Origin of the sequence: Pseudogulbenkiania subflava DSM 22618, assembly GCF_900177275.1 — a bacterium.
GTDB lineage: Bacteria > Pseudomonadota > Gammaproteobacteria > Burkholderiales > Chromobacteriaceae > Pseudogulbenkiania > Pseudogulbenkiania subflava.
The window spans coordinates 39,192-55,044 of sequence record NZ_FXAG01000006.1 but is presented as its reverse complement, the minus strand read 5'-3'; the positions used below and the strand labels follow the sequence as shown (position 1 = coordinate 55,044).

13 protein-coding genes are annotated in these 15,853 nt (G+C 65.3%); 9 read left to right on the top strand and 4 right to left on the bottom strand.

Going from position 1 to position 15,853, the window contains the following annotated elements; all coding sequences use genetic code 11:
* Positions 1 to 30: 30 nt before the first annotated feature.
* The 4 genes from B9N72_RS07385 to lgt all read right to left on the bottom strand — a co-directional run bounded on the left by B9N72_RS07385 (position 31) and on the right by lgt (position 4,241).
* Positions 31 to 1,623 carry a PhnE/PtxC family ABC transporter permease gene (locus tag B9N72_RS07385; RefSeq protein WP_085275787.1) on the bottom strand — a complete coding sequence of 531 codons (1,593 nt, stop codon included), beginning with the start codon at positions 1,621 to 1,623 and terminating at the stop codon, positions 31 to 33.
* Positions 1,617 to 2,420 carry a phosphonate ABC transporter ATP-binding protein gene (locus B9N72_RS07380; protein ID WP_085275786.1) on the bottom strand — a complete coding sequence of 268 codons (804 nt, stop codon included), beginning with the start codon at positions 2,418 to 2,420 and terminating at the stop codon, positions 1,617 to 1,619. The genes B9N72_RS07385 and B9N72_RS07380 overlap by 7 nt, the downstream gene beginning before the upstream one ends.
* Positions 2,417 to 3,265 (bottom strand): putative selenate ABC transporter substrate-binding protein, encoded by an 849-nt coding sequence (locus tag B9N72_RS07375; protein ID WP_085275785.1) that lies wholly within the window; start codon positions 3,263 to 3,265, stop codon positions 2,417 to 2,419. The genes B9N72_RS07380 and B9N72_RS07375 overlap by 4 nt, the downstream gene beginning before the upstream one ends.
* Before the next feature lie 124 nt (positions 3,266 to 3,389).
* The gene (lgt, locus tag B9N72_RS07370; RefSeq protein ID WP_085275784.1) at positions 3,390 to 4,241 is read right to left on the bottom strand and encodes a prolipoprotein diacylglyceryl transferase; all 852 of its coding nucleotides are present in this window, start codon (positions 4,239 to 4,241) and stop codon (positions 3,390 to 3,392) included.
* Positions 4,242 to 4,443: 202 nt separating this feature from the next.
* Between lgt and ilvD the strand changes: the two genes are divergently transcribed.
* The 9 genes from ilvD (at position 4,444) to B9N72_RS07325 (ending at position 15,686) form a co-directional block, all read left to right on the top strand.
* On the top strand, positions 4,444 to 6,300 hold the full coding sequence (ilvD, locus tag B9N72_RS07365) for a dihydroxy-acid dehydratase (protein ID WP_085275783.1): 1,857 nt from the start codon (positions 4,444 to 4,446) through the stop codon (positions 6,298 to 6,300).
* 336 nt (positions 6,301 to 6,636) lie between these two features.
* On the top strand, positions 6,637 to 6,930 hold the full coding sequence (locus tag B9N72_RS07360; protein WP_085275782.1) for a DUF3175 domain-containing protein: 294 nt from the start codon (positions 6,637 to 6,639) through the stop codon (positions 6,928 to 6,930).
* Between the two features lie 1,012 nt (positions 6,931 to 7,942).
* Complete coding sequence (locus tag B9N72_RS07355; protein WP_085275781.1) at positions 7,943 to 9,049, top strand: hypothetical protein; 1,107 nt, start codon at positions 7,943 to 7,945, stop codon at positions 9,047 to 9,049.
* 119 nt (positions 9,050 to 9,168) lie between these two features.
* On the top strand, positions 9,169 to 10,419 hold the full coding sequence (gene glyA, locus B9N72_RS07350) for a serine hydroxymethyltransferase (protein WP_085275780.1): 1,251 nt from the start codon (positions 9,169 to 9,171) through the stop codon (positions 10,417 to 10,419).
* Positions 10,420 to 10,675: 256 nt separating this feature from the next.
* Complete coding sequence (gene nrdR, locus B9N72_RS07345; protein WP_008953066.1) at positions 10,676 to 11,131, top strand: transcriptional regulator NrdR; 456 nt, start codon at positions 10,676 to 10,678, stop codon at positions 11,129 to 11,131.
* Positions 11,132 to 11,139: 8 nt separating this feature from the next.
* Complete coding sequence (gene ribD / locus B9N72_RS07340; RefSeq protein WP_085275779.1) at positions 11,140 to 12,234, top strand: bifunctional diaminohydroxyphosphoribosylaminopyrimidine deaminase/5-amino-6-(5-phosphoribosylamino)uracil reductase RibD; 1,095 nt, start codon at positions 11,140 to 11,142, stop codon at positions 12,232 to 12,234.
* Between the two features lie 72 nt (positions 12,235 to 12,306).
* Positions 12,307 to 13,383 (top strand): malate/lactate/ureidoglycolate dehydrogenase, encoded by a 1,077-nt coding sequence (locus B9N72_RS07335; protein ID WP_085275778.1) that lies wholly within the window; start codon positions 12,307 to 12,309, stop codon positions 13,381 to 13,383.
* Positions 13,380 to 14,033 (top strand): hypothetical protein, encoded by a 654-nt coding sequence (locus B9N72_RS07330; RefSeq protein ID WP_085275777.1) that lies wholly within the window; start codon positions 13,380 to 13,382, stop codon positions 14,031 to 14,033. Before B9N72_RS07335 ends, B9N72_RS07330 begins: the two co-directional genes overlap by 4 nt.
* A 162-nt stretch (positions 14,034 to 14,195) precedes the next feature.
* Entirely contained in the window at positions 14,196 to 15,686 is a 1,491-nt protein-coding gene (locus B9N72_RS07325) for a carboxypeptidase M32 (protein ID WP_085275776.1), read from the top strand.
* Positions 15,687 to 15,853: the final 167 nt, after the last annotated feature.

The following is a 15,853-nucleotide window of genomic DNA, read 5'->3' as shown; positions in this document are numbered from 1 at the left end:
GGCAGGGACTAATTCGCCCGGCATGTCGGCTCAGGCCGCGTGCCCCGCCGCCGCTTCCAGTTGCTGCCGCAGCAACCGGCTCAACTGTTCCAGCAGCCACGACAGTAGCAGCATGGCCAGAATCAGGCTGGCGGCGGTCGGCAGTTGAAACAGCGACAATGCCAGATAGAGCTGTTGTCCCAGTCCCCCCGCGCCGACGATGCCGAGCACCGCCGCCGCGCGGATGTTGTTCTCGCCGCGGTACAGCGCGTAGGCCAGCCATTGCGCCCACACTTCCGGCAGCAGGCCGTAGCAGAACGCCGTCAGCCGGCCGGCACCGAGCACGCGCAAGGCTTGCTCCGGTGCCGGTGGCGCGTTTTCCAGCGTTTCCGCGAACAGTCGCCCCAGCACGCCGCTGGTGTGCAAGGCCAGCGCCAGCACCCCGGCCGCTGGCCCCAGGCCGACCGCCAGCACCGCCAGCGAGGCCCACAGCAGATCGGGGATGCCGCGCAGCAGGTTGAGCAGCAGCCGCGCCAGCGTCTTGACGGATTGGCCGAAGCGCCCGGACGCCGGCAGCGCCAGCAGGGCGGCGCCGGCAAACGCCAGCACCGTGCCGAGGAAGGCCATCGCCAGCGTCTCCAGCGCGCCGCGCCCGATGTCGGCGAGGAGAGTCGGGCTGGCATCAGGCGGCAGGAATTCGCGGCCGAAATGCAGCAGGCTGGCGCCATCGAAACCGGCCTCGCGCCACGCCGGCAGCAGCCAGGCGACGCTGGCCAGCGCCGCCAGCACGGCTGCGCCGGCCAGCACGGCACCGCCCTGGCGGCTCTCCAGCAAGCGGCGCGACAGCCGGCTGACGCCCTCGGTCCCCACCACGATCAGCAAAAAGACCAGCAGCAAGGTGCTGACTTCGCCGCCGTTCATCATCTTGATCGAGGTGTCGAGCAACTGGCCGATGCCGCCGGCGCCGACGAAGCCCATCACCGCCGAGGCTCGGATGGCGCACTCCCAACGGTACACGCTGTAGCTGACCAGCTCCGGCAAGGCCTGCGGCAGCAGCCCGTAGCCCAGCACCTGGGTGCGTCCGGCGCCGGCGGCAGAGAGCGCCCGGGCCAGGGCGCGGGGCTGTGACTCGAGGATTTCGGCGTAGACCTTGCCCAGCATGCCGCCGTAGGCCAGTCCCAGCGCCAGCACCGCCGGCAGCGAGCCGAGTCCGACGGCGCGCACGAACAGCAGCGCCCAGACGATTTCCGGCACCCCGCGCAGCAGCACCATTACGCCACGCAGCAGCGACTTGCCGGCTTCGGCCAACCTTGACGGCGCGGCCGCCGTCAGCGCATGGCGGTCCAGTGCACGGCTGGTCGCGAAGGCAAGCGGCAGCCCGACCAGCATCGCCAACGCCAGCCCGGCAGTGGCCGCTGCCAGGGTGGTGACGCCGGCACGCATCACCTCGCCGAGAAAGACCGCGTTGCTGGCCGGCGGCAGGAAGCCGGCGACAAAGCCCGCCAGCGTTTTCAGGGTGGCGGCGTCGAACAGCTGCAGCGGGTTGAAGCCGGTCAGCGGCAGGGTCGGAACCAGCAAGGCCAGCAGCAGCGCGCCCCACAGCAGGCGCGGCAGCAGCGCCGGGTCGCGTGGGTGGCTCAGCATCGTACCCCCCGCGGGAAGCCGGGTTCGGCATCGGCCGGGAGTATATCGTCTTCGGCCAACCTTTCGCCGGCGTACAAGGCTTGGATCAGCCCGTCATGCACCTCGGCGCGCGGCAGGTCGAACAGGATGCGGCCGGCCTGCAGACCGATGATGCGTGGGAAATGCGCCAGCGCCAGGTCCACCGAGTGCAGGCTCATCAGCAAGGTGGCGCCACGCGCGCGGGCATCGTCGGTGAGGCGTTTCACCGTCTCCTCGGCTAGGCGCGGATCGAGCGCCGACACCGGTTCGTCGGCCAGCATCAGGCGTGGCGCCTGGTACAGCACGCGGGCGATGCCGACCCGCTGGCGCTGTCCTCCCGAGAGCTGATCGCAGCGCGCCCACAGCTTGTCGGCCAGGTCGACCCGCTGCAGTACCTGCGTCACGCCGGCGGCGTCGCGCGGCCTGAGCAGCGCCAGCAGCGAGGCCAGCGTCCCCTGGCGCCCCAGTCGTCCTGCCGCCACGGCGTTGACCACGCGCTGCCGCGCCGGCAGCGGCGGCGCCTGGTAGACCGTGCCGATGTCGGCCTGCAGGGACTGCAGCTGGTGCGGCGCGCAGCGCCAGGGGTTCTGCCCCAGTATGCTGACCGTTCCCTGGCTGGGCCGATAGACGGTGTTGGCCAGCAGCAACAGCGACGACTTGCCGGCCCCGGACGGGCCGATCAGCGCCGCCTGCTCGCCGTCGCCCAGCGCCAGGCTGACGTCGTCGAGGATCGTCGACCCGCCCAGACGCAGGCCGACGCGTTCGAACGTCAGGCTCACTTCAGCAGGCCCGCTTCCTTGGCCGCGGACTCGATGCCCTTGTAGTTGGCCGCCTTGGTCGGGATGAACTTGCTGGCGCGTTGCAGCTCCAGAATAGCCTGCTGCTCCGGGTTCTTCGGGTCGAGCTTGAGGAAGGCCTTGGTGATCTTCTGCTGCAGCTTGGCGTCGAGGTTGCCGCGCACGGTCCAGTTGTAGTCGTAGTAGGCCGGGGTGGTGCCGATCAGCTTGACCTTGGCCGGGTCGACCTTGCCGGCCTCCACCAGCTTGTCCCACACCGAGGCGTTGAGCACGCCGCCTTCTACCTTGCCGGAGGCCACCCAGGCCACGGTGGCGTCGTGCGCGCCGGAGTAGGCTACGTTCTTGAAGAAGGTCTCCGGCTTGATGCCCTGCTTCTGCAGGAAGTAGCGCGGCATCAGATGGCCCGAGGTGGACGACGCCGAGCCGAAGGCGAAGCTCTTGCCCTTGAGATCCTTCAGGGAGTTGATGCCGGCCTCGGCGTTGGCGATGTACTTCGAGGTGAACTTGCTGTCCTCCTCGCGCTGCACCAGCGGCACCACCTTGCCGCGCTGGCTCGCCTGCACAAAGGTGAAGCCGCCGAGCCAGGCCATATCGATCTTGTCCGAGGTCAGCGCGGTGACCACGGCGGCGTAGTCGGTGACCGGCACGAACTGCACCTTCATGCCCAGCTCCTTCTCCAGGTAGGCGCCGAGCGGGGCGAACTTGCGTTGCAGTTCGGTCGGGGCTTCGTCCGGAATGGCCGAGACCTTGAGCACGGCCTCTTCGGCAGAGGCCAGGACGGAAACGGCCAGCAGGGCGCCGGCCATAGCAAACTTGATGGCTTTCATCGGGTAAATCTCTCGTGTCTTGCGGGCGATAAACCGCAGGCATCAAAAAAGGCCAGTCTTGCCGACTGGCCGTGGGAGGCGGGCTAAAGGCCGCCGAGTGGCGAACCACTCTTAACAAATAATTTTAACGCGATTCGTGCCGTCCGAACCAGACAAACAGCACCAAGCCCAGCACGATCATCGGCAGACTCAGCCACTGACCCATGCTGATGGTGTAGGACTGGCCGAAGATGCCGGCGTCCGGCGAGCGGAAAAACTCCGCCACGAAGCGGAAAAAGCCGTAGCCGATCAGGAACAGTGCCGATACCTGGCCACGCGCACGCGGCCTGGCGCTGAACCACCACAGGATGATGAACAGCGTGAGTCCCTCCAGCGCAAACTGGTACAGCTGCGACGGGTGGCGCGGCAGGGCGCCGTACTGCATCAGCTGCGCCATCAGTTCCGGCGACTGTTGTGCCTGCGCCAGGTCGTCAAGGCGGGCTTGCGGAAACAGCATCGCCCACGGCGCATCCGGGCGGGTGACCCGACCCCAAAGCTCGCCGTTGATGAAGTTGCCGATGCGGCCAGCCGCCAGACCCAGCGGCACCAGCGGCGCGATGAAGTCGGTCAGCTCCCAGAAGCTGCGGCCATGCTTGCGCGCAAACAGCAGCATGCCGACCAGCACCCCGAGGAAGCCGCCGTGGAACGACATCCCGCCCTTCCATACCATCAGGATTTCCTGCGGATGGCTGAAGTAATACGCCGGCTGGTAGAACAGCACTTCACCCAGCCGCCCCCCCAGCACCACCCCCAGCACCCCGTACATCAAAAGGTCGTCCAGCAGCTTGGGCGTGAGGAAGGCGTGGCCCCGCTTCAGGCGGAGGTTGCCCAGCCCGATGAACAGCAGAAAACCCAACAGGTACATCAGGCCATACCAATGAACGGCGAGCGGGCCAAGCTTGATCGCCACCGGGTCGAACTGGGGATGAATGAACATTTGTCAGCGATGTGCGTTTGCGGTAAAAGAGAGATGACGAAATTATACGGAAAGCGTTCCCCCGCGTCGCGCTGCAAGCAAGGCAGCCCATGCGGCCGTTCGGCATTCTGGCACCCGATGTCCGGACTGCGTCGCGGCTACCCGCCGCTGGCGTCCCTGGCGAGCCGGCTTTCCGCTACCGATTGAGACTGAAGGATTCGCAATGCCCCAATACCGTTCCCGTACCTCGACTTCCGGCCGCAACATGGCGGGTGCCCGCGCCCTCTGGCGTGCCACCGGCATGAAAGACGACGACTTCGGCAAGCCGATCATCGCCATCGCCAACTCCTTTACCCAGTTCGTACCGGGCCACGTTCACCTGCAGAACATGGGCCAGCTGGTGGCGCGGGAAATCGAAAAGGCCGGCGGCGTCGCCAAGGAATTCAACACCATCGCCGTCGACGACGGCATCGCCATGGGGCACGGCGGCATGCTGTACTCGCTGCCCTCACGTGACCTGATCGCCGACAGCGTCGAATACATGGTCAACGCCCACTGCGCCGACGCGCTGGTGTGCATCTCCAACTGCGACAAGATTACCCCGGGCATGCTGATGGCTGCGATGCGCCTGAACATTCCGGTGATCTTCGTTTCCGGCGGCCCGATGGAAGCCGGTAAGGTCAATTGGCGCGGCGTGACGCGTGGCCTCGACCTGGTCGACGCCATGGTCGAAGCGGCCAACCCCAATGTGTCGGATGAAGAGGTGGCGGCGGTCGAACGCTCCGCCTGCCCGACCTGCGGCTCCTGTTCTGGCATGTTCACGGCAAACTCCATGAACTGCCTGACCGAGGCGCTGGGTCTCAGCCTGCCGGGCAACGGCTCGCTGGTCGCCACCCACGCCGACCGCAAGGAACTGTTCCTCAAGGCCGGCCGCACCATCGTCGAATTGGCCCGCCGCTACTACGAGCAGGACGATGAATCGGTGCTGCCGCGCTCCATCGGCTCCAAGCAGGCGTTCGAGAACGCCATGAGCCTGGACGTGGCGATGGGCGGCTCCACCAACACCGTGCTGCATCTTTTGGCCGCCGCCAACGAAGCCGGCGTCGACTTCAAAATGGCCGACATCGACCGGATCTCGCGCGCCGTGCCGTGCCTGTCCAAGGTGGCCCCGGCCACCCAGAAGTACCATATGGAAGACGTGCACCGCGCCGGCGGCGTGGTGGCCATCCTGTCGGAACTCGACCGTGCCGGTCTGATCCACCGCGACGTACCGACCGTACACAGCAAAACCCTGGCCGAAGGGCTGGAAGCCTGGGACATCCGCCGCACTGCACCGGACAGCGAGGCGCACCGCTTCTACCGTGCTGCACCGGGTGGTGTGGCCACCACCATCGCCTTCAGCCAGAGCATGCGCTACCCGACGCTGGACGACGACCGCGTCGAAGGCTGCATCCGCGACAAGGAGCACGCCTACAGCCAGGACGGCGGCCTCGCCGTGCTGTACGGCAACATCGCCGAGCGCGGCTGCATCGTCAAGACCGCCGGCGTGGATGATTCCATCCTGAAATTCACCGGCCGCGTGCGCATCTTCGAAAGCCAGGATGCCTCGGTGGAAGCCATCCTGGCCGACCAGGTCGTCGCCGGCGACGTGGTGCTGATCCGCTACGAAGGCCCGAAAGGCGGGCCGGGCATGCAGGAAATGCTCTACCCGACCAGCTACCTCAAGTCCAAGGGGCTGGGCAAGGCGTGCGCCCTGCTGACCGACGGCCGCTTCTCCGGCGGCACCTCCGGCCTGTCTATCGGCCACGTCTCGCCGGAAGCGGCCGAAGGCGGCGCGATCGGCCTGGCGGAAGAGGGCGATACCCTGGAAATCGACATCCCGAACCGCACCATCCATCTCGCGGTCTCCGACGAGGAACTGGCGCATCGCCGCGCCAAGATGGAAGCACGCGGCAAGGACGCCTGGAAACCGCTGGACCGTCAACGGACGGTAAGCGCCGCGCTGCGCGCCTACGCGGCGATGACCACCAGCGCCGACACCGGTGCCGTGCGCGATGTGTCGCAGGTGGAGCGCAAGTAAGTAGGGCGGATGCCCCGCAGGGCGGGGCGATCCGCCGCCAGCCTGCCAAACTTCGGCCTCTCCATTATCGAGGCGGTCAAATTGCTTGGCAGCAACAAAACGGCAGCTCGGATGAGCTGCCGTTTTTGTTTTTCGGCTCGTCCCAAAGGAACTGTCGCGTGTCCCCGCCTCTTTAGGTTCCGTGCCTGGAATGGGAAGAGGGAGTCTTGCCCCCTGCCGACTGGTGGAGGGTATCGGTTCTTACCTCTTGGATTTAAAGAGCCCCGGTGGTCGCTTCGTGTGTGGAATGCACCACGGTGGAGGCACGAGCATGCATGAATCGGATTGGCGGGAACGATGGCCCAGGAACGACAGCGGTGGTCACGACAGGTGACGGATAGCAGCAGTGCGCTGGCGCTGGAGGCCGGCGTGTTCACGCTCGATGACCCGCGAGAAATCGCCCTGTCACTGATGCGGTCGGCCGAGCGTAGCGACCGGCGAAAGACAGACCCCTTCCGCTCGGCGATGTCGATGCTCTCCTTCTATATCAACCGCGCCGGGCGCAAGCTCCCCGCGCCGCAGCGCGAGCTGCTGGAGCAGGCGAAGGACGAACTGCGCGCACTCTATGGGAAGTCGCGTCGGCAGTCGTGAAGTCGACATCTCTTTCCCGGCGGCAGTACCAATGTAAACCATTGTCTGTTGCCGGGGAGGCAGAAGAGGTATCAGGCCTTAGAGCCTGTTCACGATCTGCCGCAAGCCGCCCTCAGCGAGGTGAAGAGCAGCGCAGTAACTGGAATGTATGGGGGCAATGAGGATTTCCGATCGCTGAGCGAATCCCTGTGTGCCCATTTTCGCGGTGCCCCGCGAAAGATTCGCACGCAGTGCACATGAGCTACCGGTCAGGGGGGGCAGCAAGATCGGGAATGGGTTCTTGGTCCCTCTGTGCATACGCCGGTATTTGTTGTCGCATGGAGTCACTTTCGTGGCGGAGTTGTTGCTTCATCAGATTTTTGCGCGGGCATATCGTTATGCCATGGAACTTTTTTGGGCGCGGCCGTTCTGACTCGACTGGCACAATCGTGCTGTCAGCGAGGCGCAGGGATGTCGTGCGCGCAATTCACAACCGAACATGAAAATGTTCGGTTTTGTTTTTTGTCGCACAAGAAATGAAGAACAAATTGGTGCGGTGCACAAATTTGTTCTCCCCCGGCGTTGCACTGCAATGGTGCCGTTTCCGATCTGTCCGGGTAACGGCGCATGACGGGCCGGGTTCTTGCCGCGGCCGGCGTAACGCCAGGTGGGGCAGGGTTTTCAGCTTACTTTAAACAAAGTGGGGCTGATTTGATGAAAATCAAGGGCTTTGTCGGGAGGGATGGCGGGGAATGGGCAAAAAAAATGCGCGGACATTTGTCCGCGCCAAGTCTACAAAGGAGAAATAGAGGAGAAACTATCAAGAAGCAATTGCTGCGTCTCAACAAGGACGGATTATCCAGATTGGTGCGGGGGCTGTCAACAGCAAAGTGTTGCAATGCACGAAAAAGATGCTTCGATGTCGCACATTGGAACATTCGGGTGTTACTAATCGAAAATAGAGTGGCCCTCTCCCCGCTGGCCTGCCGCTGTGCGACAATCTTTCCTTTTATCCCTGACGCAGGATTTCCTCATGTCCATGCCGCATCCCGCTCTCCCCGATCCCCGCCTGTACCCTGATCCCATGCCCAGCAACATGCTGATTCATTACACACTGTCGGTGTTGAATGCGGCGTCTGATAGCGACCGGGAAGCGTGCCGGGTCTCGCTCAAGCAGGCCGTGGCCGACATCCTGGAGCGCGGCGATGTACTGACGCTGTCGGTGGCGCTGGCGATGGTGCCGTCGCAGGCCGCCTATCGTGTGCTGTGGGAAGCCTTGCGTGCCGCCGCCGAGCAGCCGGAAGGGCGCTATGCCGTGATCTTCGCCGTACCGCTGGTACTGGTGGTCGGGGCCAAGCCGGAGGCGACCTTGCCGGAGCGCATCGAGGATGTGGACGGACTGAACGCACTGCTCCGTGAGCATGGTGTGTTCGCGCCGGGAGCCGAGGTGTTTCTGTCGGGCAAGCTGCTGCACCCGGACACGGTGGCCGGTATCTCTTCGGCACAGCTCTACCGCTTCACCCGTTCGCTGGCCGATGCCGCGCGCGGTCTGCCGCTGGAGCTGGAGGCGTCCGCCGTCACGGTCAGAAACGATGGCGTGTTCCTGCGTTACCTGATCGGTGTGGCGATCCAGGAAGAGGGCGAGCCGGCCCCGGTCAAGCTCGGTGGTTCGGTCGGGCCGTGGGGCATCCCGCTGATGAAGTTCCTCGGCGAGCAGCTGAAAACCGACGGTGTGACGCTGTTCCCGATCGCGCGTCCGCCACAGGCACTGCTGCAGGCCATGGTGGCGGGCGGCAGCGCGCGCCAGGAAGTGGCGTTGCAGGCCTTCGCCAGCAGCATGATCCGCAAGCTGCGCGATCTGGGGCAGGAGCCGGTAGCGGTGCTGTCCGCGCACGAGAATGGCGAGCTGCGTTGCACCATCTCCGCTCCGGGTGACGAGAAGAATTGGGAAGGCTTCGTCTGGCCGCTGTCGCCGCTGGATTCGGTGCCGCTGATCGCGTCGCAGTTCTGCGAACTGATGGCCGAGTGCCGGGTGAGCGACGTGCGCGTGGTAGCACAGGTACAGCCGGATCAGCAGAACGGCATTCCGTTGTTCCTGACCGCCGACGATATCCCGGCGCCGGGTTCGACGCTGCAGTAATGATGTCTTGGGACATGAGCCGGATTCATGCTCCTATCCCGAATTGCTCATACCAATGGGCCGCGCATTTGAGGTAAAATCGCGCATCTCGATTAACCCTTTGATTGGAAGAGTCAAAGATGTTTGCAGCCGATCTGACGATCGCCAAGTACGATCCGGAACTGTCCGCGGCGATGGACGCCGAATACCGCCGTCAGGAAGACCACGTCGAACTGATCGCCTCCGAAAACTACGTCAGCCCTGCCGTGATGGAAGCCCAGGGCTCCGTCCTGACCAACAAGTATGCCGAAGGCTACCCGGGCAAGCGTTACTACGGCGGCTGTGAACACGTCGACGTGGTGGAGCAGCTGGCGATCGACCGCCTGAAGGCGCTGTTCGGCGCCGAATACGCCAACGTGCAGCCGCACTCCGGCTCGCAGGCCAACCAGGCGGTGTATGTGTCGGTGCTGAAGCCGGGCGACACCATCCTCGGCATGAGCCTGGCGCACGGCGGCCACCTGACCCACGGCGCATCGGTGAACATCTCCGGCAAGCTGTACAACGTGGTGCCGTACGGCCTGGACGAGAACGAAGTGCTGGACTACGACGCTGTCGAGCGTCTGGCACGCGAGCACAAGCCGAAGATGATCGTGGCCGGTGCTTCCGCCTACGCGCTGGAAATCGACTGGGCGCGTTTCCGCAAGATCGCCGACGAAGTGGGTGCCTACCTGTTCGTCGACATGGCTCACTACGCCGGCCTGGTGGCCGCCGGTGAGTACCCGAACCCGGTGCCGTTCGCCGACTTCGTCACCACCACCACGCACAAGACCCTGCGCGGTCCGCGCGGCGGCGTGATCCTGGCCAAGGCCGAACACGAGAAGGCGCTGAACTCGGCGATCTTCCCGTGCCTGCAGGGCGGTCCGCTGATGCACGTCATCGCTGCCAAGGCCGTAGCCTTCAAGGAAGCCGCCTCGCCGGAATTCAAGGCCTACGCCCAGCAGGTCAAGAAGAATGCCAAGGTGATGGCCGAGACCCTGATCGAGCGTGGCCTGCGCATCGTGTCGGGCAAGACCGAGTCGCACGTGTTCCTGGTCGATCTGCGCGCCAAGAGCATCACCGGCAAGGACGCCGAAGCCGCCCTGGGCCGTGCCCACATCACCGTCAACAAGAACGCCATCCCGAACGATCCGGAAAAGCCGTTCGTGACCTCCGGCATCCGTATCGGTACCCCGGCCATGACCAGCCGCGGTTTCGGCGAAGCCGAAGCCAAGCAACTGGCCAACCTGATCGCCGACGTGCTGGAAGCGCCGAACGACGAGGCGGTGACCGCGCGCGTGGCCGGTGAAGTCCAGGCCCTGTGCCAGCGCCTGCCGGTGTACGCTGCCAAGTAAGCCCATCGTCATGCTGGTGTGATACTGAAAGCGGCCTTCGGGCCGCTTTTGTTTTTCTGGGCAGGGGTTTAAGGAGGCGAGGTGGTGTACGGTGCTGATCCTGATGGGCCGATCGGGGCTGGCATTGGTGGGACGGAACGGAGGGGAGCACCTCGCGGCGACACGCTCTCTTGACGAGCATCAGAAACGGTGGCGTTAACGCTCCCGACCTTTGCTGATACCATCGTAGGATTATTACTAGCCAGGTTGTCACATCATGAAATGTCCGTTTTGCGGCAACGCCGACACCCAGGTGATCGATTCCCGCGTCAGCGAAGATGGCACCAGCATCCGCCGCCGCCGCCGCTGCCTGGCGTGTGAAAAGCGGTTTACCACCTTCGAAACCGCCGACGTGCGCATGCCGCAGGTGGTGAAGTCGGGCGGGCATCGCTCCGAATTCGATGTCGAGCGGGTGCGCACCAGCTTCCTGCGCGCGCTGCACAAGCGCCCGGTGCCGACCGCGCTGGTCGACGACGCCATCGACCGTATCTGCCATCGCCTGCTGCAACTGGGCGAGCGCGAGGTCAGTTCGCGCCAGATCGGCGAGATGGTGATGAATGAATTGGCGAAACTGGACAAAGTGGCCTATATCCGTTTTGCCTCGGTGTATCGCAGTTTCCAGGACGTCTCGGAGTTTTCCGAGGCGATCAAGGAAATCCAGAAATCCTCGTGAGAGAGTCCATGACGTTTTCCGCTGTTGACCACGCCATGATGGCGCGGGCGCTGAGGTTGGCCGAACAAGGCCTGTACACCACCACGCCGAACCCCCGCGTCGGCTGCGTCGTGGTGCGCGACGGCGAGGTCGTGGGCGAGGGCTGGCACGTGGCTGCCGGCACCCCGCACGCCGAGGTGCGCGCCCTGCGCATGGCGGGCGAGCTCGCGCGCGGTGCCACCGCCTACGTAACGCTGGAGCCGTGCAGCCACTATGGGCGCACCCCGCCGTGTGCCAAGGGCCTGATCGAGGCCGGCGTCGGCCGCGTGGTGGCGGCGATGCAAGATCCCTATCACGAAGTGGCCGGGCGTGGCCTGGACATGCTGCGCGGCGCCGGCATCGAGGTGGCGGTGGGCTTGCTGGAGGCCGAGGCGCGGCGCCTCAACAAGGGCTTCTTGTCGCGCGCCGAGCGCGGCCGGCCGTGGGTAACGCTGAAGGCGGCCGCCTCGCTGGACGGCAAGACCGCCTTGTTGAACGGTGCCAGCCAGTGGATTACCGGCCCCGATGCACGACGCGACGTGCATCGCCTGCGCGCACGCTCCTGCGCCATCCTGACCGGCAGCGGGACGGTGCTGGCGGACGATCCGCAACTGACGGTGCGCGAGGTGTTTACCCCGCGCCAGCCGCGGCGGGTGGTGGTGGACAGCCGGTTGCAGACGCCGCCTGGGGCGCGTATCTATCGCGACGGCGAAACCATCCTGGTCACGGCGGTCGCCGACGCGGCGCGCCACCAGCCTTATCTGGAGCAGGGCGTGACGGTGTGGGCGCTGGGCGATAGCGCCGGCCGGGTTGATCTGGCCGCCCTGCTGGCGCGCCTGGCGCTGGAGGGCGTGGGCGAACTGATGGTCGAGGCGGGGGCCGGGCTCAATGGCGCCTTGCTGCAGGCCGGGCTGGTCGACGAGATCGTGCTGTACCTGGCGCCGACGCTGCTGGGCGACGCGGCTCAGGGCTTGTTTGGTTGGCCGGCGCTGGAGTCGCTGGCCGGAAAGAGGAATGTGGTGGTCCGTGATCTGCGCATGGTGGGTCAGGACGTGCGGCTGGAGTTGGCAATAGCGTCCTGCTGAGTGTGGGTGGCGGGTCGGGCAATAAGGGAAGTGGCAACAGTACAAAAAATCAGAACATAACGGAGGATGACGATGAAACTGGCAGCAAAGCAGCTGGAGCATGTGTCCCGACTGGTGTTGAAAGCCCTGGGTTGCAAGGAAAAAGAAGCCGTCATAGTCAGCCGGCACCTGGTCGAGGCCAATCTGCGTGGCCATCCCAGCCACGGCATCGGCATGCTGCCGTTTTACGTCGCCAGCGTCCGCAACAAGACGCTGCGCCCCAACCAGGCGGCCCGGCTGGTGCGTGACGCCGGGGCGATACTGCAGTTTTCCGGCGAGCGCGGTTTCGGCCAGCGCGTCGCGCGCGAGGCGGTGGATGCCGCCATCTGGCGCGTGCGGGAAACCGGGGTGGCCCTGCTCACGGTACGCAACGCCCATCACATGGGGCGTATCGGCTGCTACGGCGAGCAGTTGGCCAACGCCGGCCTGGTCGGGCTGTTCTTCGTCAATGTCACCGACGTGCACACGCCGATGGTGTCCCCGTTTGGCGGGACCGCCGGACGCTTCGGTGGCAATCCGATCTGCATCGCCTTTCCGGGCACCGACAAGCATCCCGCCTTCATCCTCGATTTCGCCACCAGCCGGGTGTCCTACGGCAAGACGCGGGTGGCCTATCTGGCCGGGCAGCGTTTCGACGAGCCGGTCTTGCAGAACCACGCCGGCCACCCCTCCCATGACCCGCGCGTGATGTGGGAGGAGCCGCAGGGCACGCTGCGACCGATGGCGCACCACAAGGGTGGCGGCTTGCTCGCCGCCACCGAGTTTCTCGCCGGCCTGCTCTCGGGCGGCGGCACCTCGCAGCCGGAGCGGCCGCGCCAGGGAGGTATCCTCAACCAGATGACGGCGTTCGTGGTCGATCCGGCGCAGACCGGCTCGCTGCCGTGGCTGCAGGCCGAGTACGATGCCATGACCGAGTACATCAAGTCGTCGCCGGCGCAGGAAGGCAGCGAGCCGGTGCAGATGGCGGGTGAACCCGAGGCGCGCCGGCGTGCCGATCAGCTGGCGAATGGCATCGAGTTTTCCGACAATGAATGGAATGCCATCCGCACGGCCGCGCTCGAGGCCGGGGTGATGGCGCATCAGCTGGACGAAGCACAGGAGCTGGCATGAAGGACATCGAGGACGCCCTCGAGGCGTACCTGAACCTGATTCACCGCAAGGGGGCCACCGAGCAGGTGGTGTCGGAGCGTCGTCAGTTGCTGAAGAAGCTGACCTCGCTGCTCGACGGCCACCCCAAGGACATCGAGTTGTTCCGTCAGGCGGTGGACGTCTACCTCGAGCGCTGCCCGCACGAGGACCGGGTCACCGCGCTGACCTGCGCGCGCGAATACTATTATTTCTGGCTGGGGGACATAAAGAAGCTGGCCGAGCTGACCTCCCGTTCCGGCTTCACCATCCACAACCCGCGCATGGATATCGCGGCCTCGCTGGATGAGCTGCTGCAACGCATGCAGAAAGCGGGGTTCGACCGTTTTCCGCCATCATTGGAAATCTACCTCGGCAAACTGTTCGAGGGGGGCATGAAGGAACGCCAGATCGCGCCGCGCGAGCAAATCCTCAAGGCCATGCTGTACCTGCTCGACGGCCAGCCCTACAAGCCCGAAAACTACCGCATCGTGGTCGATGCCATGCTGTTGCAGTTGAAGTTCGACGACAACGAGTCGCGCGTCGCCTTCCTGCAGCTGGCGCGCGAGTACTTCTACTACTGGCTGTCGTTCCCGCCCGCCGCCGAACGCAGCACCATGATGACCCCGTTCTGAGGGGCGTCGCCTCCACCTGCCCGCTTTCGAGCGCGTTCTTCCTCTCCCCGAGCGTGCGTCTGGCGGCGCGGGGCATGGCCAGCGGTAGGCTGCTTCTGTGCCGTGTTCTCGTTTCCCGTACCGTTTGGAATTACACTGTCCGGCACGACAACGGGAGCCGCCATGACCACCCTTTCCGCCTATTCCGCGCTCGCGGAACGTTTCACCCGTCTCTACCGATACCAGCACCTCCACGCCATCGCCTCGTGGGACCAGGCCACGATGATGCCGGCCAAGGGCAACGAGGCCCGCGCGGCGGCGCTGGCCGAACTGCAGGTGCTGATCCACCGCACGCTGACCGAGCCCGGTCTGGCAGGCCAGATCGCTGCCGCCGAGGAGGAGAACCTCGGCGAGATGGAGCGTGCCAACCTGCGCGAAATCCGCCGCAGCTGGGAGCAGGCCAACTTGTTGCCCGAGTCACTGGTGGAGGCCAAGGCGCTGGCCGGCTCGCGCTGCGAACACGCCTGGCGCACGCAGCGCCCGGCCAACGACTGGGACGGCTTCCTCGCCAACTTTCGCGAAGTGGTGCGGCTGTCGCGCGAGGAGGCGCGAAGGTTGGCCGAAGCCAGCGGCCTCAGCCCGTACGATGCGCTGATGGACAAGTACGAGCCGGGCATGACCAGCGCGGCCATCGAGAGTGTGTTCGCCGACGTCAAGAGCTGGTTGCCCGGGCTGATCCGGCAAGTGCGTGAGCGCCAGGCGGGCGAGGAGGTGATCACCCCGGTCGGGCCTTTTGCCGTCGAGCGGCAGCGTGCGCTCGGTCTCGATGTGATGAAGCTGCTCGGTTTCGATTTCGACGGCGGGCGGCTCGACGTCAGCGTGCATCCGTTCTGTGGCGGCGTCGCCGAGGACGTGCGCATCACCACGCGCTACCGGGAGGACGACTTCGTGCAGAGCCTGATGGGCATCGTGCACGAGACCGGCCATGCCCGCTACGAGCAGGGTCTGCCGCGCGACTGGCTCAGCCAGCCGGTGGGGCTGGCGCGTTCGATGGGCATCCACGAAAGCCAGAGCCTGTCGTTCGAGATGCAGCTCGGGCGCAGTCCGGCCTTCCTCGAGCTGATCGCGCCGCTGGTGCGACGGCATCTGGGCGAACAGGACGCGTTCTCTTCGGCCAACCTGGCGCGGCTCTATACCCGGGTGCAGCCCGGCTTCATCCGCGTCGACGCCGACGAGCTGACCTACCCGGCGCACATCATCCTGCGCTTCGAGATCGAGCGCGCACTGATCGAGGGCGAGATCGAGGCTGCGGACATCCCGGCGCTATGGGACGAGAAGATGCAGGCCTACCTCGGCGTCGACACGCGCGGTAACTTCCGCGACGGCTGCCTGCAGGACATCCACTGGACCGACGGCAGCTTCGGTTATTTCCCCAGCTACACGCTGGGTGCGATGTACGCCGCGCAATATTTCGCCGCTCTGCGCCGGCAGCAGCCGGACCTGGACGCGCAGATCGCCGCCGGCAACCTGGTCCCGGTATTCGGCTGGCTTGAGCGGAACATCTGGAGCCAGGGCAGCCGCTGGCAGACCAACGAGCTGGTGACGCGTGCCACCGGCGAGGCGCTCAATCCGGCCTACTTCCGCGCCCATCTGGAACAACGCTACCTCGGCTGAGCGGTGCCGGCCGGATAAATGAAAAACCCGACGCCGCAGCGTCGGGTTTCAGGCTGCAGACCAAGTGCTTTGATGCGTTTTTACAGGACCCGGCAGAGCCGGGCCTCTCCACGTAAGTATTTAATCCCGGCAGCCTGCCCGTCGATTCCCAATCCCCCCGCCCTTGC